This is a genomic window from Pseudomonas grimontii, assembly GCF_007858185.1.
Classification (GTDB): Bacteria; Pseudomonadota; Gammaproteobacteria; order Pseudomonadales; family Pseudomonadaceae; genus Aquipseudomonas; species Aquipseudomonas grimontii.
Map to the genome: position 1 here is coordinate 139,990 of NZ_VFES01000007.1, position 26,524 is coordinate 166,513.

Genomic DNA, 26,524 nt, shown 5'->3' on the forward strand with positions numbered 1-26,524 from the left:
AGGGGTGTCGATATGCGTCTTGTGAACAAGCTTTTACCGCTGGCCCTGGTGGCCGCGTTCAGCAGTGCCGGCCAAGCCGCGCCGACGGTGAGCGTCTACAACTGGACCGACTACATCGGTGAGACCACCCTGGCGGATTTCCAGGCCGCAACCTCGATCAAGGTGATCTATGACGTGTTCGACTCCAACGAAACCCTGGAGGGCAAGTTGCTCGCCGGCCGCACCGGTTATGACGTGGTGGTGCCGTCCAATCACTTCCTGGCGCGTCAGGTAAAGGCCGGCGCATTCCTCAAGCTCGACCGCGCGCAGTTGCCCAACTTCAAGAACCTCGACCCCAAGCTGCTCAAGCTGTTGGAGAAAAACGACCCCGGCAATGCGCACTCGGTGCCGTACCTGTGGGGTACCAACGGCATCGGTTATAACGTCGACAAGGTCAAGCAAGTGTTGGGCATCGACCATATCGATTCATGGGCGGTGCTGTTCGAGCCGGAGAACATCAAGAAGCTCAACCAGTGCGGCGTGGCCTTCCTCGACTCGGCGGATGAGCTGTTCCCGGCGATCCTCAACTACATGGGCAAGGACCCGAGCAGCGAGAACCCCAAGGACTACCAGGAAGCTGAAGCCAAGCTGCTGACCCTGCGGCCGTACATCACCTACTTCCATTCCTCCAAGTACATTTCGGACCTGGCCAACGGCAATATTTGCGTGGCGTTCGGCTATTCCGGCGATGTGTTCCAGGCCGCCAACCGTGCCAAGGAAGCCAAGAACGGCGTGAACATCGCTTACTCGATTCCCAAGGAAGGCTCCAACCTGTGGTTCGACCTGCTGGCCATTCCGGCCGATGCGAGTAACCCGAAAGAGGCCCATGCCTTTATCAACTACCTGCTCGACCCTGAAGTGATCGCCAAGGTCAGCGCCTCGGTCGGTTACGCCAACGCCAACCCGGCGGCCCAGGCGTTCATGGACCCGGAACTGGTGAACAACCCTGAGGTGTATCCATCCCAGGCCGTGCTCGACAAACTCTATATTTCCACCACGCCCACCCCGGCGACCATGCGCCTGATGACGCGCGCCTGGAGCAAAGTGAAGACCAACAAATGATCCAGGCCAGTGACCACGCGCGTTCCTACTACCTCGCGTCCGCGAATGCCCTGCCGGAGCGTCCGTCACTGGGCGCCGACCTGAGCGCCGATGTGTGTGTGATCGGCGGTGGTTTTACCGGCGTTAACACCGCTATCGAACTGGCCCAGCGCGGGCTCTCGGTGATCCTGCTGGAGGCCCGGCGTATCGGCTGGGGCGCCAGTGGGCGCAACGGTGGGCAGTTGATTCGTGGCATTGGCCACAATGTATCGGGGTTTGCCAAATACGTCGGCGAGGAGGGTGTGCGTTATCTGGAGCGCGCCGGTATCGAGTCGGTGGCACTGGTGGGCGAACGCATTCGCGAGCACCGGATCGACTGCGACTTGCGCTGGGGGTTTGCCGAGCTGGCCAACACCCCGGCGCAGTTCGCCGCCTTCAAGGGTGAGCAGGACAGCCTGGCGCGCTTGGGTTATGCCCATGAGACTCGCCTGGTGGGCCCGCAAGACATCCGCGAAGTGGTGGATTCGACGCAGTATGCCGGCGCGTTGGTGGACATGGGCTCCGGGCATTTGCACCCGCTGAACCTGGTACTTGGCGAGGCACGGCTAGCCGAGTCCCTGGGGGTGCGGATCTTTGAACACACCCAGGTGCTGGAGCTGGTTCACGGCGACACGGTGCAGGTGCGTTGCGCTGGCGGCACGGTGCGGGCCGCCAATCTGGTGCTGGCCTGCAATGCCCATCTGGAAGAACTGGAGCCGCGGCTGAGCGGCAAGGTCCTCCCGGCGGGCAGCTACATCATCGCCACCGAGCCGCTGCCTGAAGACGTCGCCCACGCGTTGATCCCGCAGAACCTGGCGCTGTGCGACCAGAAAGTCGGCCTGGATTACTACCGGCTGTCCGCCGACCGCCGCCTGCTGTTCGGTGGCGCCTGCCATTACTCGGGGCGCGATCCCCAAGACATCGCCGCCTATATGCAGCCGAAGATGCTCAAGGTGTTCCCGCAACTGGCCGACACCGCCATCGAGTTCCAGTGGGGCGGCAAGATCGGCATCACCGCCAACCGTTTTCCGCAGGTCGGGCGGCTGCAGCAGTACCCCAATGTGTACTACGCCCAGGGCTATTCCGGGCATGGATTAAACGTCACTCACTGGTGCGCGCGGCTGCTGGCTGAAGGTATTCATGCGGGTCACAGCAAGGGCCTGGATATTTTCAGCCAGGTGCCGCACATGACCTTTCCGGGCGGCAAGGCGCTGCGGTCGCCGCTGTTGGCGTTGGGGATGTTGTGGTATCGCCTGCGGGAGTTGGTTTAGCCGACTAAGATCTACCTGATACACCACGATCTAAATGTGGGAGCGGGCTTGCTCGCGAAGGCGTCATGTCAGTCAGCTCATGAGTAGCTGATACACCGCATTCGCGAGCAAGCCCGCTCCCACATTTTTGAGCTCCATCAGCCCTTGGGTTCGGTGAGTACCTTGCGGAAGGTTTCTACCAACGGCCGCAAGTTGACCCGATGCCACGCCGCCCACAGCGGTGTGGTGTAGGTCAACCACGGCAACTCCCGCAACACCACACCGGGCGGTGCGTTGCGGCTCAAGCCCTTTTGCACCATGGCCACGCCCAACCCGGACGCCACCAGCCCCAATGCGGTAAACGGCTCACTGGCTTCCATGGGGATCTGCGGGGTGAAACCGGCGCGGATGCAGGCGGCGACAAAGTCATCGGCGGGGTTGGCGCCGGGTTTACGTTGCACGCCGATCCATTGCTGCTCGGCCAGGTGTTCGGGCAGCAAGTGTTTTTTTTGGGCGAGGGGATGATGCTCGGGCAAGGCCAGCAGCATCGGGTCGTCCAGCACTTGCAGGGCGGTCAAGTCCGGGTCGTCGGTTGCCGGGGGCTCGCCCACCAGGGCGATGTCCAGGCTGCGTTGGCGCAGGCCTTCCAGTTGTTCCAGGGAGGGCAAGTTATACAGCTTGATATGCACGGTGGGCCGGTCGTCGCGCAGCACGCGCAGGGCGTTGGGCAACACACCGGCATGCATGGCGTTTTCGATGTAGCCGATGCATAGGCCGCCTTCTTCGCCTCGACCCAGGCGTTTGCCCAATGACTCCAGGCGATTGGCATGGGTCAAAAGCGCCTTGGTTTCGGCGAGAAAGGTCTGGCCATCACGGGTCAGGCGGATGCGTTGCTGGCTGCGCTCGAACAGGGTCAGGCCCAGGCGTTCTTCGAGCTGGGCGATCTGCCGGCTCAGGGGCGACTGGGAGATGTGCAGGCGCTCGGCGGCGCGGCCGACGTGTTCTTCTTCGGCGACCACTTCGAAGTAGCGCAGTTGGCGTAGATCGATCATGTAAGACCTCGCAGGACTTAAGTTCGTCGCAGTATGTCTTGGACGGTCCGATCTAGGCAATCTAGGATCTGCTCAACGGTCACAGCGACCTCTTACCCATTTGAGGATCCACCATGAGCTTGAAAGACAAACTCCCAGGCCAACTCGGCTTTGGCACCGCACCGCTGGGCAACATGTTCCGCGCCATTCCTGAAGACGAAGCCCAGGCCACCGTCGAGGCCGCCTGGAACGCCGGTGTGCGCTACTTCGACACCGCGCCGTTCTACGGCTCAGGCCTCTCGGAAATCCGCCTGGGCCAGTCCCTGTCGCAATACCACCGCGATGACTTTGTGCTCAGCACCAAAGTCGGCCGAGTGATTCTCGACGAAGTCGAAGAAAGCGCCCGCGACCTTGGCGAGAAAAGCGGCGTGTTCGAACACGGTCGCCCGAACAAAATGCTCAACGACTACAGTGCCGACGCCACCCTGCGCTCGATTGAAGACAGCCTGAACCGCCTGCAAACCGATCGCCTGGACATCGTGTGGATTCACGACATTGCCCAGGACTTCTACGGCGACCAGTGGCTGGAATACTTCAACCAGGCTCGTACCGGCGCGTTCAAAGTGCTCACCCGCCTGCGTGAAGAGGGCGTGATCAAGGCCTGGGGCCTGGGCGTGAACCGCGTCGAGCCGTGTGAGCTGACCCTGGACCTGAGCGAGGCGCAACCCGATGGTTTCCTGCTGGCCGGCCGCTACACCCTGCTGGACCACGAGCGTGCCCTGCAACGCCTGATGGACGCCGCCCTGGCGCAGAACGTCGAGATCGTCGTCGGTGGCCCTTACAGTTCGGGCGTCCTGGCCGGTGGCGCACACTTCGAATACCAGCAAGCCAGCCCGGCGATCATCAGCCAGGTCGAGCAGATCAAGACGATTGCCCAGGCATTCGGCGTGAGCGTGAAAGCGGCGGCGCTGCAATTTTCCCTGGCACATCCCGCCGTGGCTGCTGTAATTCCGGGAGCCAGTCGCCCGGGGCGGATTGCCGAAGACGTCGCGGCATTGTCAGAAAAAATCCCCACTGCCTTCTGGCAGGCCCTGCGCGATGCCCGCTTGATTTCGGACCGTGCACCACTGCCACGTTGAATCCAGGAGTTCATGATGAAAATTGATGTAAGTGGAAAAGTAGCCATCGTCACCGGCAGCACCGCCGGCATCGGCCTGGGCATCAGCCAGGCCCTCGCGCAGTCCGGCGCTACCGTGGTGGTGATCGGGCGTGAAGCCGGCAAGGTCGACGATGCGCTGGCGAGCATTCGCCAGGCGGTGCCGGGCGCCGACCTGCGCGGGTTGGTGGCGGATCTTGGCACGGCCGAAGGCGCCGAAAAGCTGTTCGCCGCCGAACCTCACGCCGACATCCTGGTCAACAACCTGGGCATCTTCAACGCTGTGGATTTCTTCGACGCCCCGGACAGCGAGTGGACGCGCTTCTATGAGGTCAATGTGATCTCCGGCGTGCGCCTGGCGCGGCATTACGTGCCGGGCATGGTCGGGCAGGGTTGGGGCCGAGTGATTTTCCTGTCATCGGAGTCCGGCGTGGCGACACCGGCGGACATGATCAACTACGGCGTGACCAAAAGCGCCAACCTGGCGGTGTCCCATGGCCTGGCCAAGCGCCTCGCGGGCACAGGGGTGACGGTGAATGCTGTGCTGCCAGGCCCGACGTTTACCGACGGCCTGGAGCAGATGCTCAAGGACGCCACGGCCAAGTCCGGACGCAGTGCGCGGGACGAGGCCGATGTGTTTGTGCGCAATGCGCGGCCCACATCGATCATCCAGCGTGCGGCGAATGTGGAGGAAGTGGCGAACCTGGTGGCGTACATTGCTTCACCCTTGTCTTCGGCCACCACCGGTGCCGCGTTGCGGGTCGATGGTGGTGTCGTCGACAGCATGGCGATCTGAATTCTTTTTATTGTGTGGAGTATTTATCGTGGCAACAGCCTCTTGCGTGATTGAAATCCCTGTGTCGGCCGATCAGGTCTGGCAATTGGTCGGCGGCTTCAACAGCCTGCCTGATTGGCTGCCGCTGATCGTCAAGAGCGAGCCCGGCGAAGGCGGGCGTGTGCGTCACCTGGAAACCGCCGACGGTGGCGTGGTGGTAGAGCGTTTGCAGACCTTCGATAACGTCGGGCGTACTTACAGCTACACCATTGAAGAGTCGCCGTTTCCGGTGAGTGCGTACCTGTCCACGTTGCAGGTTGAGGCGCTGACGGAGTCGTCGGCGAAGGTGACATGGTCCGGTGTGTTTACCCCGGCGGCGGGTACGACGGAGGCGGCGGTGGAAGAGCTGTTTGCCGGTGTATACAGCGGCGGCCTGGAAGCGTTGCGCGCGAACTTCCCGGCCTGATCCGATCTACCAGGCAATGCAAGATTAATGTGGGAGGAGCGGTGCGACGATTCGACTTGCCGCCTCCCACCGTTTGACCTCACTGGCTGATGGATCAGGCCTCGGGCATCAGTTGCTGGCGACACTCCAGGATCAGGCGCGCTCCGCCTTGCTCGCTGGTGCCGACTTCCAACCTGAACCCATGCAGGTTGATGATCGCCGCGACGATCGACAAGCCCAACCCGAACCCGCCTTGCTGGTCGCCTTCATCCACCCGATAAAAGCGCTGGAACACCGCATCGCGTTCCGCCGGCGGTATGCCGGGCCCGGAGTCGTGCACTTCGATGCGCGTGCTGCCGGCATCGTTGAGCCCTCGCAGGATCACTTCGCCGCCCGGCGGGGAGAACTTGATGGAGTTGCTCAGCAGGTTGGACAGGGCTTCGAACAACAGGGCGCGGTCGCCGGTGATCCACGGCAGGGACTCCGGGGTTTCCAGGCGCAGCTGCAATTCGCCTTCTTCGGCCAGGGGCAGGTAGAAGTCGTGTAACTCGCGCAGCAGTGGCAGCGGGTCCATAACCAGGAAACCGGAACGGCGCTGGTGGTCTTCCAGTTCGGAGATGCGCAGCAGCCCGCGAAAGCGCGCCATCAGGGTGTCGGTCTCGGCGATTGCGTCGTCCAGTTTCACCGCGTAGCCGGAGTCCTGCTCGGCCTCCTGCCGGATGCGGTAGAGCTGCGCACGCAGGCGGGTCAGAGGGGTGCGCAGGTCGTGGGCGATGTTGTCGCAGACGCCTTTGACCTCGTTCATCAGCTTTTCGATGCGGTCGAGCATGGCGTTGACGATGGCGGCGAGCATGTCCAGTTCGTCACGCCGGTTGGACAGCGGCAAACGGTGGGTGAGGTCGCCGGCGACGATGGCTTCGGCGCTGGCCTGGATCCCGCGAATCCGGCGCAGCGGGCGGCGGCGTAACAGATGCCAGCCGGCGGCGCCGGGGATAATCGTCAGGGACAGCGCCCACAGCAGCGCATGCCAGATGATCCGCGTCACACCGAACAGCGAGCCGTTGGCGCGCACCAGCACCAGCCAGCGGCCGTCGTCGGTGTGGGTGGCGACGGCGTCGCAGCTGTCCTTGGGCAGCTTGGGGTCGTCGGAGTCGACGCAGTTGGCCAGGGCGTGGATCTTGCCGTCCAGCGGCAGGTCGGGCGGGATCGCGCGGATCGGCCCGCTCAAGGGGCGGAATTGCTCATCGAACAGGCCGTAGGCGTCCACGCCCTTCATGTCAAAGGTCATGCTGGTGGTCAATGCTTCCACCAGTTCTTCGCCGTCGAAGCGCTGGAACAGGTGCTGGCGCTGCATCAGGGAATGGCGCGACAGATCGCTCAGGTAACCCGACACCTCGTAATACAGCACCCCCATGAGAATGCAGCTCCAGGCCACGAACAACGAACTGTAGAGCGCCAGCAAGCGGCTGCTGGAAGAGCGCCAGCCCTTAGAGGGGTTCAGCAATGACATAACCGGAACCTCGTACCGTGCGGATCAGCGGCGTGAGGCCCGGTGGATCGATTTTCTTGCGCAGACGGCCGATATGCACGTCGATCAGGTTGGTGCCCGGGTCGAAGTGATAACCCCAGACTTCCTCGAAGATCATCATCCGCGACAGGATCTGCCCGGTGTTGCGCATCAGGAATTCCAGCAGTTTGTATTCGGTGGGCAGCAGGCTCAGCGGCTGCTCGGCGCGGCTGGCTTCACGGCTGATCAGGTTGATTTCCAGGTCGGCCACGCGCAGCGCGGTCTCGAACTCCTTGACCGTGCTTTTACGGCGCAGCAGCACCTCGACGCGGGCGGCCATTTCGTCGGAGGCGAAGGGCTTGGTGAGGTAGTCATCCCCCCCGGCGCGCAGGCCGCGCACGCGCTCGTCGACATCGGAGAGGGCGCTGATCATCAGGATCGGCGTCGACACGCCGATGGTGCGCAGGGTGGTAACGATGGCCAGGCCGTCGAGCTCCGGCAGCATGCGGTCGAGGGTGATCAGATCGTAATCACCACTCACGGCGCGGACCAGGCCTTCGCGGCCGTTGTCCACCCAATCTACGTCCAGTCCATGGCTACTCAGCTCGGCGACGATCTCGCGGGCCGTTACGGCGTCATCCTCGATGGTCAAAATGCGGGTCATAGGATTACCTGGTGAGCGATTCACACTAGAAGTACGGGCATTTTGCCAACAAATGGCTGAACGCTTCCTAAATAAAACTTCATCTAGGCCCAGACACCTATTTCATGACGAACAACGGTCGTGTGGGAGCGGGCTTGTCGAATCGTCGCACCGCCCGCGTTGGGCTGCGAAGCAGCCCCAAAACCAGCCTCTACAGAGTGTCTGATACACCGCGTTCTTCTTTACTGGGGCAGCTACGCAGCCCAACGCGGGACAAGCCCGCTCGCCACAACAGCCCTATCTGCCGGGCGTTCAGCGTTGAGCCAAAGTTGTGTAGTCACCCCCGGTAACCACGATGCGAAGCGAGCCGCCCTTGATCTTGCTTTTGATCTTGATCTCAGGCGCCCCGTTAAACCACGCTGGCCGGAATTCGATAGTGATTTGGGGGGTAAACCGGCAGGGATGCCGGTTTAGCCGCCCCGCGCCATGGATGGCGCGTGGCGGCGGCCCCCCAAATCACTGTCGGATTACGGGCACACCGAGCCTGGGCGAGGTGCCGAGTGGTGGGGCGAAGCGTTTTGCTTACTTTTGCGCTGTTCAAAAGTGAGCCGCCGTAAGGGCGGAACCCATAGCCGCCGTTACCGCAGCAACGGATATGTACTCGGTCTGATCCAACATCTTGGTCGGCCCAGAGGCCCCATCGGGAGCAAGCCCCCTCCCACAGGGAATGCATAACGCCCGCCTGCAACAATCATTTCTTGCAAGTTGCATGGTTTAGGCAAGTTCAATTTACTTAACTTGTTGAAATAAAAAGGATTTAATTTTCAGCGCGACTGGCATGCTGCCTGCACTGTCCCTTTTGAGACTTGTAACACTATTTTTCCTGCCGGGAGCACCACAACAATGATTACATCCTCATCCACACTGCAAGAGTCGAGTACGCTCTCCGGGGTTTCCTGGGGGGCGATTTTTGCCGGGGCCGCTGCGGCGGCTGCATTGTCGCTGATTCTGGTATTGCTGGGCTTCGGCCTGGGTTTTTCGGCGGTGTCGCCGTGGGCCGACAGTGGTATCAGCGCCAAGGGGCTTGGCATTTCCACGATTATCTGGCTGGCCTTTACCCAGATCGTCGCGTCCGGGCTGGGCGGTTATATCGCCGGCCGGTTGCGGGTGAAGTGGGCCAATATGCACGGCGATGAGGTGTATTTTCGCGACACCGCCCATGGTTTCCTGGCCTGGGCGGTCGCCACGCTGATCACTGCCGTGCTGGTGGTCGGTTCGGTCAGCAGTGTCGTGAGCGGTGGTGTGAAAGCCGGTGCCAGCGTGGCAGCGGGCGCGGCCAGCGGTATCACTCAAGCCGCGGGCAGTGCCGCGAAAGGCGTTAACGGCGGCGACTTTGACTATTACGTCGACAGCCTGTTTCGTGATGATCGCCCGGTCGCCGTCAGTGATGACGCTGCCCATGGCGTGGTAGCACGCATCTTCACCCGCACCCTGAGCAATGACGGCCAACTCGCCGCTGAAGACCGTGCCTACCTGGCCCAGTTGATCAGCCAGCGCACCAACCTCAGCCAGGCGGATGCCGAAGCGCGTATCGACAAAGTCTACGGCGACGCGCGTAAAGCGATCGAAGACGCCAAGCTCAAAGCCAGGCAAGCCGCTGATACCGCCGCCAAAGTCGCTGCCTATACCTCGCTGTGGACCTTTGTCGCACTGTTGATTGGCGCCTTCTTTGCCAGCTTCGCTGCGACCTTTGGTGGCCGTCGCCGCGATGCCGTGGTGTACGTCGAAACCGAAACCTACGTTCGTTAATTCAAGGAGAACACCATGCGCTCATTACTTCTGTGGTTCCTCGGCGTGCCGATCCCGGTGATCATCCTGATTGCAATTTTCATGCACTGATCCCGGGCCTATCTTGGTCCATTGTGGGAGGGGGCTTGCTCCCGATAGCGGTGTATCAGTTGATGTTGCTGTCGACTGACACTCCGCTATCGGGGGCAAGCCCCCTCCCACATTTGATCTGCGGGGTTTGATAGTCAGTCGTCGAACCCGACCTGCTCGTGAATCTCGTCCACCTTCAACTCCAACCGATACGCCACCGCAATAAACAACGCCTGGCACAGGCACAAGGTGGCGCTCAACGAGCGGAAGGCAAACGACGAACCTTCATTCACCAACAGCACCGCGTTGGCCCGCTTGGCCAGGGGCGACAGGTTGCTGTCGGTGATGATCAGGGTCTTGGCCTGATGGTGCTGGGCGATCCGCAGGCAGTGCTGGGTCTCTTTGCCGTAGGGCGTGAAGCTGATGGCGATCACCAGGTCATTGGCACGTACGCTGCGCATCTGCTCGCGATAGCTGCCGCCCAGGCCTGAGATCAGGTGAATACGTTTGTTGGTGTGCTGCAGGTTATAGACCAGGTAATCGGCCACCGCGAACGAACGGCGCACGCCGACCACGTAGATATTGTCGGCGTTGACCACCAGGTCGACGGCTTTTTCAAACGCCACATCATCCAGCTCCAGCCCCAGGCGCTCGATACCCGACAGGGTCGCGTTGACACACTCGCGGGCCAGGTCGCCGCCGCTGGCTTTCTGCGACTTGTTGGCGATCATGCTGCGAATGCGCTGCTGGTAGTTCTGCACCGGTGTGGTCTTGTGGGTGTAGGCCTCGCGAAACAACGCCTGCATTTCACTGAACCCACTGAAGCCGAAACGCTGGGAAAACCGCACGATCGCCGAGGGGTGGACTTCGCATTCGCGGGCGATGTCGCTGATGCGGTCGACCATGATCCGGTCGCTCTGCTGGCTCATGTAGCTGGCGATGCGCTTGAGTTGGCGTGGCAGGCTTTCGTATTCGTCGGTGATCAGCTGCAACAGGCGCTCGGCATTGATCGGAGGGCTGGCGATAGTGTCTTCCAGGGTGGTCTCGGGATCGGTGCGGGACATGGGCAATCCTTCTGGCGTGTTCGTCTGATGCGCTGATGGGTGGCGCAAGTCTACAGGGTAGGCGTAAAAAAATACCCCGGCATCACGGCCGCCGTGGCCTGCTGAAACGATGCACGGGGCTGGTGTGCCATTATGCCGGCTTATTGGAAAAAATATTCCACTAAAAATAATTCTGGAATAAATATTGATTGCGGCCGCCGGACGTTCTAGTCTGCTCCCACCAAGAGCGTTTGCCGTCGCCACGGCGGCACAACGCAGGCTGATAAAAATAACAGGAGCCAGCATGGGCCAGACTCGTTTTGCCAGTGGGCGTCAATTGGATCTGATTTGCCTCGGGCGCCTGGGCGTCGACCTCTACGCACAGCAAGTAGGTGCGCGGCTTGAGGACGTGTCCAGCTTCGCCAAATACCTCGGCGGTTCCTCCGCCAATATCGCTTTCGGCACTGCCAGGCTGGGGCTCAAGTCGGCGATGTTGAGCCGGGTGGGGGACGACCACATGGGGCGTTTCCTGGTGGAATCCCTGGCCCGCGAGGGCTGTGATGTCAGCGGCATCAAGGTCGACCCGGAACGCCTCACCGCCATGGTGCTGCTGGGCCTCAAGGACCGCGAGACCTTCCCGTTGGTGTTCTACCGCGAAAACTGCGCCGACATGGCCCTGCGCGCCGAAGACGTCGACGAAGCCTTTATTGCCTCGAGCAAAGCCTTGCTGATCACCGGCACGCATTTCTCCACGGACGGCGTGTACAAGGCCAGCATCCAGGCCCTGGACTATGCGGCCAAACACAACGTCAAGCGCGTGCTGGATATCGACTATCGCCCGGTGTTGTGGGGCCTGGCGGGTAAGGCTGACGGCGAAACCCGTTTTGTCGCCGACCAGAATGTCAGCCAGCATGTGCAGAACATCCTGCCGCGTTTCGACCTGATCGTCGGCACCGAAGAAGAATTCCTGATCGCCGGCGGCAGCGAGGATCTGCTCACCGCCTTGCGCACCGTGCGTGAACTGACCCCGGCAACCCTGGTGGTCAAGCTCGGCCCGCAAGGCTGCACGGTGATTCACGGCGCGATCCCGGCGCGGCTGGAAGAGGGCGCCATCTACCCGGGCGTACGGGTTGAAGTGCTTAACGTGCTGGGTGCCGGCGATGCCTTTATGTCGGGCTTCCTCAGCGGCTGGATCAATGACGCCAGCGATGAGCGTTGCAGCCAGTTGGCCAATGCCTGCGGTGGTCTCGTCGTGTCGCGCCACGCCTGTGCGCCGGCCATGCCGACGCCTGCCGAGCTGGATTACCTGTTCAGCAGCCCGGTGCCGATCACCCGGCCTGACCAGGACGCGACCCTGCAACGCCTGCACCGCGTCACGGTGCCGCGCAAGGCGTGGAAACAGCTGTTCATCTTTGCCTTCGATCACCGCTGGCAACTGGTGGACCTGGCGCAACGCGGCGGCCAGGACCTGACCCGCATCAGTGCGATCAAGCAGCTGTTTATCCAGGCCATCGAACGCGTGGAGAAAAAGCTCGCCGAGCAGGGCGTCGAGGCCGATGTGGGCCTGTTGGCCGACCAGCGCTTCGGCCAGGACGCGCTCAATGCCGCCAGCGGTCGTGGCTGGTGGATCGCGCGCCCGGTGGAGGTGCAGAACTCGCGGCCGCTGGCGTTCGAACATGGTCGTTCGATCGGCAGCAACCTGATTGCCTGGCCCCAGGAGCAAATCATCAAGTGCCTGGTGCAGTTCCATCCCGACGATGAGCCGTTGCTGCGCCTGGAACAGGAAGCGCAGCTCAAGGCGGTGTACGAGGCTTCGGTGGTCAGCGGCCATGAGTTGCTGCTGGAAGTCATCCCGCCCAAGGATCATCCGTCCACTTACCCGGACGTGCTCTACCGCAGCCTCAAGCGCCTGTACAACCTGGGTATCTACCCGGCGTGGTGGAAGATCGAGGCGCAGTCGGCCGAAGACTGGAAAAAGCTCGACGAACTGATCCAGGAACGCGACCCCTACTGCCGTGGCGTAGTGTTGCTGGGCCTGAATGCCTCGGCCGAATGCCTGGCCGCCGGTTTCCAGCAGGCCGGCCAGAGCAGCACCTGCCGTGGGTTTGCCGTGGGCCGCACGATCTTCCAGGAACCGAGCCGTTTGTGGATGGCGGGGGAGATTGATGATGAGACGTTGATCCGGCAGGTACAGGCGACCTTTGAGCAGTTGATCAACGCCTGGCGCAGTGCCCGAGGCTAAACCCAGCTCTAAATTTGAAATGCAATCCAATGTGGGAGGGGCGGTGCGACGATTCGACTTGCCCCCGATGGCGGTGGTGCAGTTACAGAAGTGTTGCCTGACACTCCGCTATCGGGAGCAAGCCCCCTCCCACATAAAGCAGAAAGCAGATCTCAGTGATACCTGAAAATAATAAAGGTGCAGCCATGCCCGCAATCCGAATTGGCATCAACCCGATCTCCTGGAGCAACGACGACCTTCCGGCCCTTGGCGGTGAAACCCCGCTGAGCACCGCCCTGAGCGAAGGCAAGGAAATCGGCTACGAAGGTTTCGAGCTCAACGGCAAATTCCCCAAGGACGCCAAGGGCGTCGGCGACGTCCTGCGTCCCTACGACCTGGCGCTGGTCTCCGGCTGGTACTCCAGCCGTCTGGCCCGCCGCTCGGTGGCTGAAGAAATCGAGGCCATCGCCGGCCATGTCGAACTGCTGAAACAAAACGGCGCCAAGGTGCTGGTGTACGGCGAGGTGGCCGATTCGATCCAGGGCTCGCGCATTCGCCTGATCGAGCGCCCGCGTTTCCACAGTGAACAGGCCTGGCAGGACTACGCCGACAAACTTACCGAGCTGGCGCGTTTCACCCTGTCCCAGGGCGTGCGCCTGGCCTACCACCATCATATGGGCGCCTACGTCGAATCCCCGCAGGACATCGACGAGTTGATGCGTCGTACCGGGCCGGAAGTCGGTCTGCTGTTCGATTCGGGCCACTGCTACATGGGCGGCGGCGAACCCATCGAGGTGCTGCGCAAGCATATCGACCGCGTCTGCCATGTGCATTTCAAGGACGTGCGCAAAGCCGTGGTGCAACTGGCGCGCAACCAGATGTGGAGCTTCCCCGATTGCATCGTCAACGGCACCTTCACCGTGCCCGGCGACGGCGATATTAATTTTGCCGAGTTGCTCGATGTGCTGCTGGCCGCGAAATACGCGGGCTGGCTGGTGGTGGAGGCCGAGCAGGACCCGGCCGTGGCGCCCAGTTATGTCTATGCAAAAAAGGGTTATGACACGTTGCGTGCGCTTCTCAACGAGAGGACCAAACAATGAGCTTGCTGGTAAAGAGCAGTAAACGTGGGCAAACCATGGTCGCCCTGGAAGAGGGCCGTCTGGAATACGTAGGCTTTGCCGCCTACCGGTTGAGCCTCGGCGAGACATTGCCGGTGACGGCCGGTGATAAAGAGCTGTGCCTGGTGCTGCTGAGCGGGCGGGTGAATATCGAAGGTGAGGGCTTCAACTGGCAGAACCTTGGTGATCGCCAGTCGGTGTTCGAGGACAAATCGCCGTTCGCCGCGTATCTGCCGCCGGGGACCGACGCCCAGGTCACCGCATTGAGCGACGTGCAGATTGCCGTCTGCGCCGCGCCGGGTGCGCCGGGTTTCGAGCCACGCCTGATCCGCCCCGAACACTGCAAGCGCAGCGTACGCGGCAAAGGCGCCAACACCCGTTACGTGTGTGACATCCTGCCGGATACCGACCCGGCTCATTCGCTGCTGGTGGTGGAGGTGCGCACGCCGTCCGGGCATTCGTCGAGCTACCCGCCGCACAAGCACGACACCGATGACCTGCCGCACCAGAGCTTTCTTGAAGAGACCTACTACCACCAGATCAACCCGCCCCAGGGCTTTGTGTTCCAGCGCGTGTACACCGACGACCGCAGCATCGACCAGGCCATGGCCGTGGAAAACAGCGACCTGGTGGTGGTGCCCAAGGGCTATCACCCGGTCAGCGTGCCGTATGGCTACGAGTCTTATTACCTGAACGTGATGGCCGGCCCCAAGCGCGCCTGGCATTTCCACAACGACCCGCAGCACAGTTGGTTGCTGGACCTTTAAACGGTTTTGGACGGAGAACAACAATGAAGTCGCCTCTACGCTTTGCCCTTAACCGTATGGTTGCGCCCAACCTGTCCCTGCCGGACTTCATCCAGCTGGCCGTGGCCTTGAAGTGCGATGCTATCGAGATTCGCAACGACCTCAAGGATCGTCAGATCGAATACGGCACTCCGGCCAGCCGCGTGCGCGAATTGTGCGTGGCGCAGGGCATCACGGTGCTGTCGATCAACGCGCTGTACCCCTTTGATGTGTGGAATGACGAGCGCCGTGCCCAGGCGATAGAACTCGCCACCTATGCCCGTGAATGCGGTGCGCAAGGTGTGGTGATGTGCCCGTTCAATGAGCCCGGCGACACCCGCAACGAAGCCCAGCGTGCCGCCGGTTTGCGCACCGCGTTGAGCGAGCTGGCGCCGATCCTGCGCGAGTACGGGATTCTCGGTTTTATCGAGCCCCTGGGCTTTGAGGAATGCGCCATGCGCCGCAAGCGCGTGGCGGTGGACGCGATCCAGTCCATCGGCGGCCTGGATGTGTTCCGCCTGGTGCACGACACCTTCCACCACCACCTCGCCAGCGAGCATGAGTTCTTCCCGGAACTGACCGGGCTGGTGCATATCTCCGGCGTGGAAGATGCCCAGGTGCCGCTCAATTCGATCCGCGACGGCCACCGCGTGCTGGTGGGCGAGGGCGATATCCTCGGCAATGCCGCGCAGATCGACACCTTGCTCAGCAGCGGTTACAGCGGCTACCTGTCGTTCGAACCGTTTGCCGAGAGCGTGCACGCGATGGCGGATATCCGGCAGGCCTTGGGGGCAAGCATCGCCCACCTGCAGAAACGATAAGGGGCGCGACATGACCACCACCCGATTGACCATGGCCCAGGCCCTGGTGAAGTTTTTGGACAACCAGTACATCGAAGTCGATGGCGTGCAGAGCAAGTTCGTTGCCGGCGTGTTCACCATTTTTGGCCACGGCAACGTGCTGGGCCTGGGCCAGGCGCTGGAGCAGGACAGCGGCGACCTGGTGGTGCATCAGGGCCGTAATGAGCAGGGCATGGCCCACGCTGCCATCGGTTTTGCCAAGCAGCACCTGCGCCGCAAGATCTACGCGTGCACCGCCTCCGTCGGCCCAGGCGCGGCGAATATGCTGACCGCAGCGGCGACCGCCACCGCCAACCGTATCCCGTTGCTGTTGTTGCCCGGCGATGTCTACGCCAGCCGCCAGCCCGACCCGGTGTTGCAGCAGATCGAGCAGTTCCACGACCTGAGCATCAGCACCAACGATGCCTTCCGTTCCGTGAGCAAGTATTGGGACCGTATCAACCGCCCCGAGCAGTTGATGACGGCGGCGATTCACGCCATGCGCGTGCTCACCGATCCTGCCGAAACCGGCGCGGTGACCCTGGCGCTGCCCCAGGACGTGCAGGCCGAAGCCTGGGACTACCCCGATTACTTCCTGCAAAAACGTGTGCACCGTATCGACCGCCGCCCGGCCACCGCCGCGATGATCGGCGATGCGTTGGGCGCTTTCCGGGGCAAGCGCAAACCGCTGATCATCTGCGGTGGCGGCGTGAAGTACTCCGGTGCGAATGCCGCGTTACAAGCCTTTGCCGAGCGTTTTGACATTCCCTTCGCCGAAACCCAGGCGGGCAAGAGTGCGGTGGTCTCCAGCCATCCGCTGAACGTGGGCGGTATCGGTGAAACCGGCTGCCTGGCCGCCAACCTGCTGGCACCCGAGGCCGACCTGATCATCGGTATCGGCACCCGCTATACCGACTTCACCACCTCGTCGAAATCGCTGTTCAAGCATGCCGAGGTGAAGTTTCTCAACCTCAATATCAGCCCCTGCGACGCCTTGAAGCTCGACGGCGTGCAAGTGTTGGCCGACGCCAAGGTTGCCCTCGAAGCGCTGGCCGATGCCCTTGGTGATTACCGCTCCGGCTGGGGCGAGCAAATCGCCGACGCCAAGGCGCAACTGGACGCCGAAGTGGACCGTGTGCATCAGGTCGAATACCACGGCGATGATTTCGTGCCTGAGGTCGACGACCACCTGGACCGCGCCGTGCTGCGTGAATTCATCGAACTGACCGGCTCGTGCCTGACCCAGAGCCGCGTGCTCGGCGTACTCAACGAACGCCTGGCCGACGACGCGATCATTGTCGCCGCGGCCGGCAGCCTGCCCGGCGACTTGCAGCGCGCCTGGCGCAGCAAGGGCGTCAACACCTACCACGTCGAGTACGGCTATTCGTGCATGGGCTATGAGATCAACGCCGCCCTCGGCGTGAAGCTCGCCGAGCCGACCAAGGAGGTTTACGCCCTGGTCGGCGATGGCTCCTACATGATGCTGCACTCGGAGCTGGCCACCTCGATCCAGGAGCGGCGCAAGATCAACGTGGTGCTGCTCGACAACATGGCCTTTGGCTGCATCAACAATTTGCAGATCGGCAATGGCATGGACAGCTTCGGCACCGAATTCCGCTACCGCAACCCCGAGAGCGGCAAGCTCGACGGCGGCCTGGTGCCGGTGGATTTCGCCATGAGCGCCGCGGCTTACGGCTGCAAGACCTACAAGGTCAGCAGCGTGGAACAGCTGGAAGCGGCCCTGGCCGATGCGCGCACGCAAAGCGTCTCGACCCTGATCGACATCAAGGTCCTGCCCAAGACCATGGTCCACGGCTACCTGTCATGGTGGCGGGTGGGGGTGGCGCAGGTGTCCACCAGCGAACGCACCAACGCCGCCGCGAAGAAACTCAATGAGCACCTGGCCAAGGCCCGGCAGTACTAATAACAAGAGGAGCGTTTGTATGTCTTTGCTTTCTAATTCACTGCGGTTAGGTGTGATCGGTACCGGCGCCATCGGCCGCGATCATATTCGTCGTTGCAGCCAGACCTTGCTCAACAGCCAGGTGGTGGCCGTAACCGACATCAACCTTGAGCAGGCCGCCAAGGTGGTCGCGGAGTTGAAGCTGGACGCCGAGGTGTACCCGGATGGCCATGCGCTGATCAACTCGCCACAGGTCGAGGCGATCCTGGTCACGTCCTGGGGCCCGAGCCACGAGGAATTCGTGCTCGCCGCTATCGCTGCCGGCAAACCGGTGTTCTGTGAGAAGCCTCTGGCGGTGACGGCCGAAGGCTGCCGCAAGATCGTCGACGCCGAAGTGGCTTACGGCAAGCGCCTGGTGCAAGTCGGCTTTATGCGCCCTTATGACGAAGGTTATCGCGCCCTCAAGGCCGTGATCGACAGCGGCCAGATCGGCGAGCCGTTGATGCTGCACTGCGCGCACCGTAACCCGACGGTGGGCGAGAACTACAAGACCGACATGGCGATTACCGACACCCTGATCCACGAGCTGGATGTATTGCGCTGGCTGCTCAACGACGACTACGTATCGGTGCAGGTGGTGTTCCCGCGCAAGACCAGCAAGGCCCTGGCCCACCTGCGTGACCCGCAGATCGTGCTGCTGGAGACCGCCAAGGGCACTCGTATCGATGTGGAAGTATTTGTGAACTGCCAGTACGGCTACGACATCCAGTGCGAAGTGGTGGGGGAGACCGGCATCGCCAAATTGCCGGAGCCGTCCCAGGTGCAGATGCGCAGTGGGGCCAAGCTGTCGAATGCGATCCTGATGGATTGGAAGGACCGCTTTATCGGCGCCTATGACGTGGAGTTGCAGGCGTTTATCGATAGCGTGCGCGCCGGGCAGGTTGGCGGGCCGTCGGCGTGGGATGGTTTTGCGGCGGCAGTGGCGGCGGATGCGTGTATTGAAGCGCAGGGCAGTGAGCAGATTGTGAAGGTGAGCTTGCCGGATCGTCCGCACTTTTACGGCTGATCGCAAATCCACAGGTGGAATGCAGTCAGTGTGGGAGGGGGCTTGCCCCCGATGACAGTGTGTCAGTTATAGATGAATCCACTGACACTCCCTCATCGGGGGCAAGCCCCCTCCCACAGTTGACTCGGTTTCCACTTCAAAGAAGGAGTGAGTCATGCGAATTGGACTAGTCGGCTATGGCCACGGAGGGCGCTTTTTTCATGCGCCGCTGATTGCAACCTTGCCGGGTGCGACGTTTGTCGGCGTGGTGACGCGCTCACCCGAGCGCCGCCAGCAATTGAGTACCGATCTACCAGGTGTGAAGGCCTTTGACAGCATCGGCCAGATCGTTGAAGCCGGTGTTGATGCCCTGGTCATTTCCACCACCCTCAAGGGCCGCCCGGCGCTGGTGCTGGAAGCCATCGAACACGGTTTGGCGGTGGTCAGCGATAAACCCTTCGCGGCCAACGCCGAACAGGCCCAGGCGCTGATCACTGCCGCCGAGCGCCATGAGGTGTTGCTCAGCGTCTACCAGAACCGGCGCTGGGACTCGGACTACCTGACCCTGCGCAAATTGATCGACGCCGGCGCCTTGGGTGAGATCACTCGGTTTGAATCCCGCGTCGAGCGCTACAGCCCGCAGGCCGTCGGCAATGCCAGCGGTGGCGGCTGGTTGCGCGATCTGGGCAGCCACCTGGTGGACCAGGCGCTGCAACTGTTCGGCCCGGTGGACCGGGTCTTTGCGCAGCTACAGTTCACCCCTGAATACCCGAACCTCGACCACGGCTTCTTCGTCTCCCTGACCCACGCCAACGGGGTGGTTTCCCATTTGTGGGGCAACGCCCTGCAGAACAGCCAGGCCCCGCGTTTTCGCGTCAGTGGCACCTTGGGTTGCTACACCGTGGACGGGCTGGATGGCCAGGAAGAAGCGCTGATGGCCGGCAAGTCGCCGAAAACCGAAGGCGAGCACTGGGGCGCAGAAGAACATCGCCGCTGGGGCTGGTTTGAACAAGGGCCGGAACGTGAGCGTGTGCCGTCGGAGAAGGGCTGCTGGACCCAGTTCTATCGCCAGTTGCAAGCGGCGGTGCAAGGGCAGGGACCGTTGCCCGTGGACGCGTATGACGCGCTGGAAACCACGCGTATATTGGACGCCGCACGCCTCAGCGCCGAGCGCCAGCAGGTGGTTTCAACAAAAATAGAATAAAATTCTAAAACAGGTTGATATGGAAATTATTTTCCAATAAAGTCTTTTCCAGGTTGCATACAGTACGTTCGGACTCGATTCGGGCGACTCAACAAAAACAAGATCAAAAACAACCAGGTACCGTCAGATGAAAATCTTCAACGCTGTACTGCGAGTTTTACGCCCTGCCCACACGCCGCGCGATCTGCCCCGCGCCCGGCCGTTCTACTTCTCCTTCCTTAATGTGCTGTGCGTCGAAAACCAAGGCGCGCTGGTCTGCTGCATTCCAGGCGCACCGGTCGTACGACTGCCCACCGAGCTCTGATAAACGCAACGTCCAAAAAACCAACAAGAAAGTGGAGACAGACCGTTCATGAAGACCCCGATCCGTTTTACCGCGCTGGCTTTATCCATGATGCTGGCCAGCGGTTTTGCCAGCGCCGCCGACATCAAGGTCGGCGTGAGCATGTCCGCGTTCGATGACACCTTCCTCACTTACCTGCGCGAAGACATGGACAAGCAAGCCAAGTCCTATCCCAAGGGGGACGGCGTGCAGCTGCAGTTCGAAGACGCCCGCGCCGATGTGGTCAAGCAACTGAGCCAGGTCGAGAACTTTATCAGCCAGAAAGTCGACGCCATCATCGTCAACCCGGTCGACACTGCTTCCACCAAGAACATCATCAATGCCGCGACCAAGGCGGGCATCCCGCTGGTGTTCGTCAACCGTCGCCCCGACCAGAAGGACTTGCCCAAGGACGTAGTGGCCGTGACCTCCGATGACGTCGAGGCCGGCAAGCTGCAAATGCAGTACATTGCTGAGAAACTCGGCGGCAAGGGCAAGATCGTGATCCTGCTGGGCGACCTGGCGAACAACTCCACGACCAACCGCACCAAGGGCGTGAAGGAAGTCCTGGCCAAGTACCCGGACATCAAGATCGAACAGGAACAGACCGGCATCTGGCTGCGGGACAAGGGCATGACCCTGGTCAACGACTGGCTGACCCAAGGCCGCGAGTTCAATGCGGTGTTGGCCAACAACGATGAGATGGCGATCGGCGCGTCCATGGCGCTGAAATCGGCCGGCAAGGAAAAGGGCAGTGTGCTGATCGCGGGGGTCGACGGTACGCCGGACGGCTTGAATGCGATCACCAAGGGTGACATGGCCGCCTCCGCGTTCCAGGACGCCAAGGGCCAGGCCGTAGGGTCGGTGGAAGCGGCGCGCAAGATGGCCAGGAACGAGCCGGTCGAGCAGAACGTGATCATCCCGTTCCAGCTGATCACTCCGGAAAACGTCGCCAAGTTCAAGTAGCCCTGACATAACAACAATGAACCGGCAGGGCGGTCGTGCTCGCCCTGCTGATGGAGTACCGTCTTATGCTCGCTCAAGCCGCTGTCTCGCAGCCACCTGGTATCCAGCCGTTGCCGCTGGACGAACCCTACCTGTTGGAAATCGTCAACATCAGCAAAGGTTTTCCCGGCGTCGTGGCCCTGGCCGACGTACAACTGCGTGTGCGCCCCGGCACGGTGCTGGCGCTGATGGGCGAGAACGGTGCGGGCAAGTCGACCTTGATGAAAATCATCGCCGGCATCTACCAGCCCGACGCCGGTGAAATCCGCCTGCGCGGCAAGCCCATCGTGTTTGAGACACCGCTGGCGGCGCAGAAGGCCGGGATCGCGATGATCCACCAGGAACTCAACCTGATGCCGCATATGAGCATCGCCGAGAATATCTGGATCGGCCGCGAGCAGCTCAACAGCCTGCACATGGTCAGCCACCGCGAAATGCACCGTTGCACTGCCGAGTTGCTGGCGCGCCTGCGCATCAACCTGGACCCCGAGGAGCACGTGGGTAACCTGAGCATCGCCGAACGGCAGATGGTCGAGATTGCCAAGGCCGTGTCCTACGACTCCGACATCCTGATCATGGATGAGCCGACCTCGGCCATTACCGACAAGGAAGTGGCCCACCTGTTTTCGATCATTGCCGACCTCAAGGCCCAGGGCAAAGGCATCGTCTACATTACGCACAAAATGAACGAAGTGTTCGCCATCGCCGATGAAGTGGCGGTGTTTCGCGACGGTCAGTACATCGGCCTGCAACGCGCCGACAGCATGAACAGTGACAGCCTGATCTCGATGATGGTGGGCCGTGAACTCAGCCAGTTGTTCCCGGTGCGCGAGACGCCCATCGGCGAGCTGCTGCTGTCGGTGCGTGATCTGAGCCTTGACGGCGTGTTCAAGGGCGTGTCGTTCGACCTGCATGCCGGTGAGATCCTCGGCATCGCCGGGCTGATGGGCTCGGGGCGCACCAACGTGGCGGAAACCATTTTCGGCATCACCCCCAGCAGCGGTGGGCAGATCACCCTGGATGGCGAGGCGGTGCGCATCAGCGACCCGCACATGGCCATCGAAAAAGGCTTTGCGCTGTTGACCGAGGACCGCAAGCTCAGCGGCCTGTTCCCCTGCCTGTCGGTGCTGGAAAACATGGAAATGGCCGTGCTGCCGCACTATTCGGGCAACGGTTTTATCCAACAGAAAGCGCTGCGCGCCCTGTGCGAGGACATGTGCAAGAAACTGCGGGTGAAGACGCCGTCCCTGGAGCAGTGCATCGACACCTTGTCCGGCGGCAACCAGCAGAAAGCCTTGCTGGCGCGCTGGTTGATGACCAACCCACGCTTGCTGATTCTCGATGAGCCAACCCGGGGCATCGACGTGGGGGCCAAGGCCGAGATCTATCGCTTGATCTCCTTCCTCGCCAGCGAAGGCATGGCGGTGATCATGATTTCCTCCGAGCTGCCTGAAGTGCTGGGCATGAGCGACCGGGTGATGGTGATGCACGAAGGCGAACTGATGGGCACCCTGGACCGTGCGGATGCGACCCAGGAAAAAGTCATGCAGCTGGCCTCCGGTATGACCGCAGTCCACTGACGAACAGCCGCGCGGGCCTGCGGTTGGCCCGCGCCATAGAATAAGAAGGTGATTGGCTATGAACGCAATAACAGACAACAAGCCTGCCACGGCACCGGTCAAGCACCGTCGACGCTTGCCCACCGAGCTGAGCATCTTCCTGGTGCTGATCGGTATCGGCCTGGTGTTTGAATTGTTCGGCTGGATCGTGCGTGACCAGAGCTTCCTGATGAACTCCCAGCGCCTGGTGCTGATGATCCTGCAAGTGTCGATCATCGGCCTGCTGGCGATCGGGGTGACCCAGGTGATCATTACCACGGGGATCGACCTGTCTTCGGGCTCGGTGCTGGCGCTGTCGGCGATGATCGCCGCCAGTTTGGCGCAAACCTCCGACTTTTCACGGGCGGTGTTCCCGTCGCTGACGGACTTGCCGGTGTGGATTCCGGTGGCGATGGGGTTGGGTGTGGGGCTGCTGGCGGGGGCGATCAACGGCAGCATCATCGCCGTCACCGGTATCCCGCCGTTTATCGCGACCCTGGGCATGATGGTCTCGGCCCGCGGCCTGGCGCGCTACTACACCGAAGGCCAGCCGGTGAGCATGCTCTCGGATTCGTGCACGGCCATCGGTCATGGCGCGATGCCGGTGATCATCTTCCTGGTGGTGGCAGTGATCTTCCATATTGCCCTGCGCTACACCAAGTACGGCAAGTACACCTACGCCATCGGCGGCAATATGCAGGCGGCGCGCACGTCGGGGATCAACGTCAAGCGTCACTTGATCATCGTCTACAGCATTGCCGGGTTGCTCGCAGGCCTGGCCGGCGTGGTGGCCTCGGCACGCGCCGCCACCGGCCAGGCGGGCATGGGCATGTCTTATGAGCTGGATGCGATTGCCGCCGCGGTAATCGGCGGCACCAGCCTGGCGGGCGGGGTAGGGCGCATCACCGGCACCGTGATCGGCGCGCTGATCCTTGGGGTGATGGCCAGCGGGTTTACCTTTGTCGGGGTGGACGCGTATATCCAGGACATCATCAAGGGCCTGATCATCGTGGTGGCGGTGGTGATCGACCAATATCGCAACAAGCGCAAGCTCAAGCGCTGAGCTTCAAGTTGCAAGCTGCAAGTCCGATGAGCTCTACAGCTTGTCGCTTGCAGCCTGCGGCTTATAGCTGCTGTACGAACTTTCCTGCTATAAACGCACTCCGATGACCATTCGCCAAGCCCGTCCTGGTGCCTTTGGGGGTTATATCGGAAAAAATGCCTGTCATTTCAGTTGCTGTGCCCTCAAGTCGGCCTTAGACTGCCGCCCCTCGTAAATTGAGTGCCGGGTGGCGCTTGGAATGGATGGCGCCTTTCCGAGACCTGAAGAGGTCGACCGGAATGCTCCCTTATTCGCCTTAATGCACGTATTTTTTATAGAGAAATCAATGACAAAGGAAAAGTTGCTGGCGATGCCGGCGGATGACTACATGAATGCCGAACAGCACGCTTTTTTCGAGAAGCTGCTGCAAGACATGAAAGTGGAACACCACGAGCGCATTGAACAGAACCGTATCGCCATTGAAAGCCTGGATACCCCGGCTGACCCTGCCGACGCCGCTTCCGTGGAAGAAGAGCGCACCTGGCTGGTAAATGCCATCGACCGCGACCAGCGCATGCTGCCGCAGCTTGAGCGTGCACTGGAACGCATCAAGGAAGACTCCTTCGGCTGGTGCGATGACAGCGGCGAGCCTATCGGCCTCAAGCGCCTGCTGATCAGCCCTACCACCAAGTACTGCATCGAAGCGCAAGAGCGCCACGAGCAGATCGACAAGCACCAGCGCCAAGCCTGATGCGCTGAAGCTGGGGGATCGCCTGAGTGGTCCCCCGGAGAAATACCCGTTACACCCCGTCTATTGATCTGCTGCAAGCTACCCCACTAAAGGCCCATGGATAATGGCTCGATAGTGGCGTTTAATGCAGGGACAATAATGACAAGCAGTGGGGTAACGAAGATGGCTGGAGACGGAGCTCTGATGGGCGCAGCAGTGCCACCGCAACCGGTGGTACGCGGGTTGCCCGGCTGGTTGATGCCGCTTCTGCAGAGCGCCGCACTGGTGTTGGTCCTGCTGGGCCTGGCGTTTGCCAGCTTGCCGCTATACCTCTGCCTGCCACTGGCCTTGCTGGTGATCTGGCTGCCCCGCCTGAAAAAAGCCACCGCCGGCACCGCGCCGTCCGAAGCCGTCGATGCGATTGGCGACCTGACCCGCGATCTTTCCTATACCACCAGCCATAACGCCCTTTCGGCGGCAGGCGTGGCCTATTCGGTCAAGCAACTGGCGGCACGTGTGCAGTCGCAGTTGAGTGCGGCCAAGCAGATTGTCAGCAGCGCCGAAGTGATGATCGACACTGAAAAAGTCACCTCCCAACTGAGCCGTCAAGCCCTGGGCGCGGCCAGCCAGGCGCACCAGCGCAGCACCGAGGGCCGCGAAGTGCTGGCCCTGTCGATCACCCGCATGCACCAGCTCAGCCAGCGCGCCAATGCCAGCCGCGAGCTGATCGAAGCCTTGAGCCAGCGCAGCGAAGAAATTCAGCGCGTGACCTTGGTGATCCAGTCCATCGCCAGCCAGACCAACTTGCTGGCGCTTAACGCCGCGATTGAAGCAGCGCGCGCTGGCGAGCACGGGCGCGGGTTTGCCGTGGTGGCCGATGAAGTGCGCGGGCTGGCCGGGCGTACGGCCACCGCCACCGAGGAAGTCGGGGTGATGGTTGCGGATATACAGCAACGCACCGCCCAGGTGGTGGAACAAATTCGCCAGCTATCGGCGGACCTGAACACCGGCGTCGAGCAGGTGGAAAACGCTGGCGAACACCTGCACAGCATCGCCAGCCTGGCAGCGGATGTGGAAGGGCAGGTCAATGAGATCGCCCAGGGCGCCGACACCAATCGCGCCCAGCTCGACAGCCTGTTCCATGCCGTGGAACAGATGCGCAGCGACCTGGACGTGAGCGACCGGCAAACGCGGCAATTGGCTGAGGCCGCCGTGCAAATGGAAGGGCAGGCCGAAACCATCAGCGAGCGCCTCGCCGAAGTGGGCCTGGATGACTATCACCAGCGTGTCTACGACCTGGCCCGCGAAGGCGCCAGCCGCATTGCCGCGCAGTTCGAGGCGGACGTGCAGCAAAACCGCATCAGCCTGGACGATTTGTTCGACCGCAGCTACACCCCGATCCCGAATACCAGCCCGAGCAAGTACCACACGCGATTTGACGGCTACACCGATCAGGTGTTGCCGGCGATTCAAGAAGCACTGCTGCCTCGGCATGAAGGCTTGGTGTTTGCCATTGCCTGCACGCCCCAGGGGTATGTGCCGACGCACAACAAGGCGTTTTCCCAGGCGCTGACCGGTGATCCCCAGGTCGACGCGGTGCAGAACCGCACCAAGCGCAAGTTCGATGACCGCACCGGGATCCGTTGCGGCAGCCACCAGCAAGCGGTGTTATTGCAGACCTACACCCGTGATACCGGCGAGTTGATGCACGACTTGTCGGTGCCGATCATGGTCCGGGGGCGACATTGGGGTGGCTTGCGCCTGGGGTACAAGCCGGAAGGCGCTAAGGCCGCGCGCTAGGGATTGTTGCTGCCTGTGCATTCACCAGCCGGGAAGCGGCTGGGAAATACCAGGCTGCCTGGCAA

The 26,524-nt window shown here is 61.7% G+C and carries 23 protein-coding genes; 19 read left to right on the forward strand and 4 right to left on the reverse strand.

Annotation, left to right across the window (positions count from 1 at the left end):
• Nucleotides 1–12: 12 nt before the first annotated feature.
• Both FIV39_RS13295 and FIV39_RS13300 read left to right on the forward strand, forming a co-directional pair.
• Nucleotides 13–1,101 carry a polyamine ABC transporter substrate-binding protein gene (locus FIV39_RS13295; RefSeq protein WP_090405491.1) on the forward strand — a complete coding sequence of 363 codons (1,089 nt, stop codon included), beginning with the start codon at nucleotides 13–15 and terminating at the stop codon, nucleotides 1,099–1,101.
• On the forward strand, nucleotides 1,098–2,390 hold the full coding sequence (locus FIV39_RS13300) for an NAD(P)/FAD-dependent oxidoreductase (protein WP_090405489.1): 1,293 nt from the start codon (nucleotides 1,098–1,100) through the stop codon (nucleotides 2,388–2,390). Before FIV39_RS13295 ends, FIV39_RS13300 begins: the two co-directional genes overlap by 4 nt.
• Before the next feature lie 137 nt (nucleotides 2,391–2,527).
• On the opposite strand, the gene FIV39_RS13305 is transcribed toward FIV39_RS13300, so the two are convergent.
• Nucleotides 2,528–3,421 carry a LysR substrate-binding domain-containing protein gene (locus FIV39_RS13305; RefSeq protein ID WP_090405486.1) on the reverse strand — a complete coding sequence of 298 codons (894 nt, stop codon included), beginning with the start codon at nucleotides 3,419–3,421 and terminating at the stop codon, nucleotides 2,528–2,530.
• Between the two features lie 113 nt (nucleotides 3,422–3,534).
• On the opposite strand from FIV39_RS13305, the gene FIV39_RS13310 reads away from it, so the two are divergent.
• Genes FIV39_RS13310 through FIV39_RS13320 form a run of 3 tightly spaced genes read left to right on the forward strand, consistent with a single transcriptional unit; the run spans nucleotide 3,535 to nucleotide 5,797 of the window.
• Entirely contained in the window at nucleotides 3,535–4,539 is a 1,005-nt protein-coding gene (locus FIV39_RS13310; protein ID WP_090405483.1) for an aldo/keto reductase, read from the forward strand.
• A 15-nt stretch (nucleotides 4,540–4,554) separates the two neighbouring features.
• Nucleotides 4,555–5,352, forward strand: coding sequence for an SDR family NAD(P)-dependent oxidoreductase (locus tag FIV39_RS13315; protein WP_090405479.1), 798 nt, complete (start codon nucleotides 4,555–4,557; stop codon nucleotides 5,350–5,352).
• Nucleotides 5,353–5,380: 28 nt separating this feature from the next.
• Complete coding sequence (locus FIV39_RS13320; protein ID WP_090405476.1) at nucleotides 5,381–5,797, forward strand: SRPBCC family protein; 417 nt, start codon at nucleotides 5,381–5,383, stop codon at nucleotides 5,795–5,797.
• Between the two features lie 94 nt (nucleotides 5,798–5,891).
• Here FIV39_RS13320 and FIV39_RS13325 read toward each other — a convergent pair whose 3' ends face one another.
• Both FIV39_RS13325 and FIV39_RS13330 read right to left on the reverse strand, forming a co-directional pair.
• Nucleotides 5,892–7,286 carry a sensor histidine kinase gene (locus tag FIV39_RS13325; protein WP_090405473.1) on the reverse strand — a complete coding sequence of 465 codons (1,395 nt, stop codon included), beginning with the start codon at nucleotides 7,284–7,286 and terminating at the stop codon, nucleotides 5,892–5,894.
• Nucleotides 7,264–7,947, reverse strand: a complete 684-nt coding sequence (locus FIV39_RS13330) for a response regulator transcription factor (RefSeq protein ID WP_090405470.1) — start codon at nucleotides 7,945–7,947, stop codon at nucleotides 7,264–7,266. Before FIV39_RS13330 ends, FIV39_RS13325 begins: the two co-directional genes overlap by 23 nt.
• A gap of 882 nt (nucleotides 7,948–8,829) precedes the next feature.
• Between FIV39_RS13330 and FIV39_RS13340 the strand changes: the two genes are divergently transcribed.
• Nucleotides 8,830–9,735 carry a hypothetical protein gene (locus tag FIV39_RS13340; RefSeq protein WP_090405464.1) on the forward strand — a complete coding sequence of 302 codons (906 nt, stop codon included), beginning with the start codon at nucleotides 8,830–8,832 and terminating at the stop codon, nucleotides 9,733–9,735.
• Between the two features lie 224 nt (nucleotides 9,736–9,959).
• On the opposite strand, the gene FIV39_RS13345 is transcribed toward FIV39_RS13340, so the two are convergent.
• Nucleotides 9,960–10,868, reverse strand: a complete 909-nt coding sequence (locus FIV39_RS13345; protein ID WP_017136418.1) for a MurR/RpiR family transcriptional regulator — start codon at nucleotides 10,866–10,868, stop codon at nucleotides 9,960–9,962.
• Nucleotides 10,869–11,151: 283 nt separating this feature from the next.
• Here FIV39_RS13345 and FIV39_RS13350 point away from each other — a divergent pair, with 283 nt between their 5' ends.
• From FIV39_RS13350 to FIV39_RS13405, 13 genes are all read left to right on the forward strand, one after another.
• The gene (locus FIV39_RS13350; RefSeq protein ID WP_090405461.1) at nucleotides 11,152–13,089 is read left to right on the forward strand and encodes a bifunctional 5-dehydro-2-deoxygluconokinase/5-dehydro-2-deoxyphosphogluconate aldolase; all 1,938 of its coding nucleotides are present in this window, start codon (nucleotides 11,152–11,154) and stop codon (nucleotides 13,087–13,089) included.
• A gap of 185 nt (nucleotides 13,090–13,274) precedes the next feature.
• The gene (gene iolE / locus FIV39_RS13355; RefSeq protein ID WP_090405459.1) at nucleotides 13,275–14,168 is read left to right on the forward strand and encodes a myo-inosose-2 dehydratase; all 894 of its coding nucleotides are present in this window, start codon (nucleotides 13,275–13,277) and stop codon (nucleotides 14,166–14,168) included.
• Complete coding sequence (gene iolB / locus FIV39_RS13360) at nucleotides 14,165–14,953, forward strand: 5-deoxy-glucuronate isomerase (RefSeq protein ID WP_090405457.1); 789 nt, start codon at nucleotides 14,165–14,167, stop codon at nucleotides 14,951–14,953. Before iolE ends, iolB begins: the two co-directional genes overlap by 4 nt.
• A 23-nt stretch (nucleotides 14,954–14,976) precedes the next feature.
• On the forward strand, nucleotides 14,977–15,792 hold the full coding sequence (locus FIV39_RS13365) for a TIM barrel protein (RefSeq protein ID WP_090405454.1): 816 nt from the start codon (nucleotides 14,977–14,979) through the stop codon (nucleotides 15,790–15,792).
• 10 nt (nucleotides 15,793–15,802) lie between these two features.
• Entirely contained in the window at nucleotides 15,803–17,734 is a 1,932-nt protein-coding gene (iolD, locus tag FIV39_RS13370) for a 3D-(3,5/4)-trihydroxycyclohexane-1,2-dione acylhydrolase (decyclizing) (protein ID WP_090405451.1), read from the forward strand.
• 19 nt (nucleotides 17,735–17,753) lie between these two features.
• A complete protein-coding gene (locus tag FIV39_RS13375) occupies nucleotides 17,754–18,779 on the forward strand; it encodes a Gfo/Idh/MocA family protein (RefSeq protein ID WP_090405448.1) in 1,026 nt (341 codons plus the stop codon).
• Between the two features lie 154 nt (nucleotides 18,780–18,933).
• Complete coding sequence (locus FIV39_RS13380; protein ID WP_090405445.1) at nucleotides 18,934–19,962, forward strand: Gfo/Idh/MocA family protein; 1,029 nt, start codon at nucleotides 18,934–18,936, stop codon at nucleotides 19,960–19,962.
• A 127-nt stretch (nucleotides 19,963–20,089) separates the two neighbouring features.
• Nucleotides 20,090–20,266, forward strand: coding sequence for a hypothetical protein (locus FIV39_RS33005; protein ID WP_167361121.1), 177 nt, complete (start codon nucleotides 20,090–20,092; stop codon nucleotides 20,264–20,266).
• Between the two features lie 48 nt (nucleotides 20,267–20,314).
• A complete protein-coding gene (locus tag FIV39_RS13385) occupies nucleotides 20,315–21,250 on the forward strand; it encodes a sugar ABC transporter substrate-binding protein (protein WP_090405442.1) in 936 nt (311 codons plus the stop codon).
• A 65-nt stretch (nucleotides 21,251–21,315) separates the two neighbouring features.
• Nucleotides 21,316–22,869, forward strand: a complete 1,554-nt coding sequence (locus tag FIV39_RS13390; protein WP_090405439.1) for a sugar ABC transporter ATP-binding protein — start codon at nucleotides 21,316–21,318, stop codon at nucleotides 22,867–22,869.
• 58 nt (nucleotides 22,870–22,927) lie between these two features.
• Nucleotides 22,928–23,950: an ABC transporter permease gene (locus FIV39_RS13395; protein WP_146371534.1), complete on the forward strand. Its 1,023-nt coding sequence runs from the start codon at nucleotides 22,928–22,930 to the stop codon at nucleotides 23,948–23,950.
• Between the two features lie 325 nt (nucleotides 23,951–24,275).
• Complete coding sequence (locus tag FIV39_RS13400) at nucleotides 24,276–24,680, forward strand: TraR/DksA family transcriptional regulator (protein ID WP_003191666.1); 405 nt, start codon at nucleotides 24,276–24,278, stop codon at nucleotides 24,678–24,680.
• 546 nt (nucleotides 24,681–25,226) lie between these two features.
• Entirely contained in the window at nucleotides 25,227–26,459 is a 1,233-nt protein-coding gene (locus FIV39_RS13405) for a methyl-accepting chemotaxis protein (protein ID WP_390620698.1), read from the forward strand.
• Nucleotides 26,460–26,524: the final 65 nt, after the last annotated feature.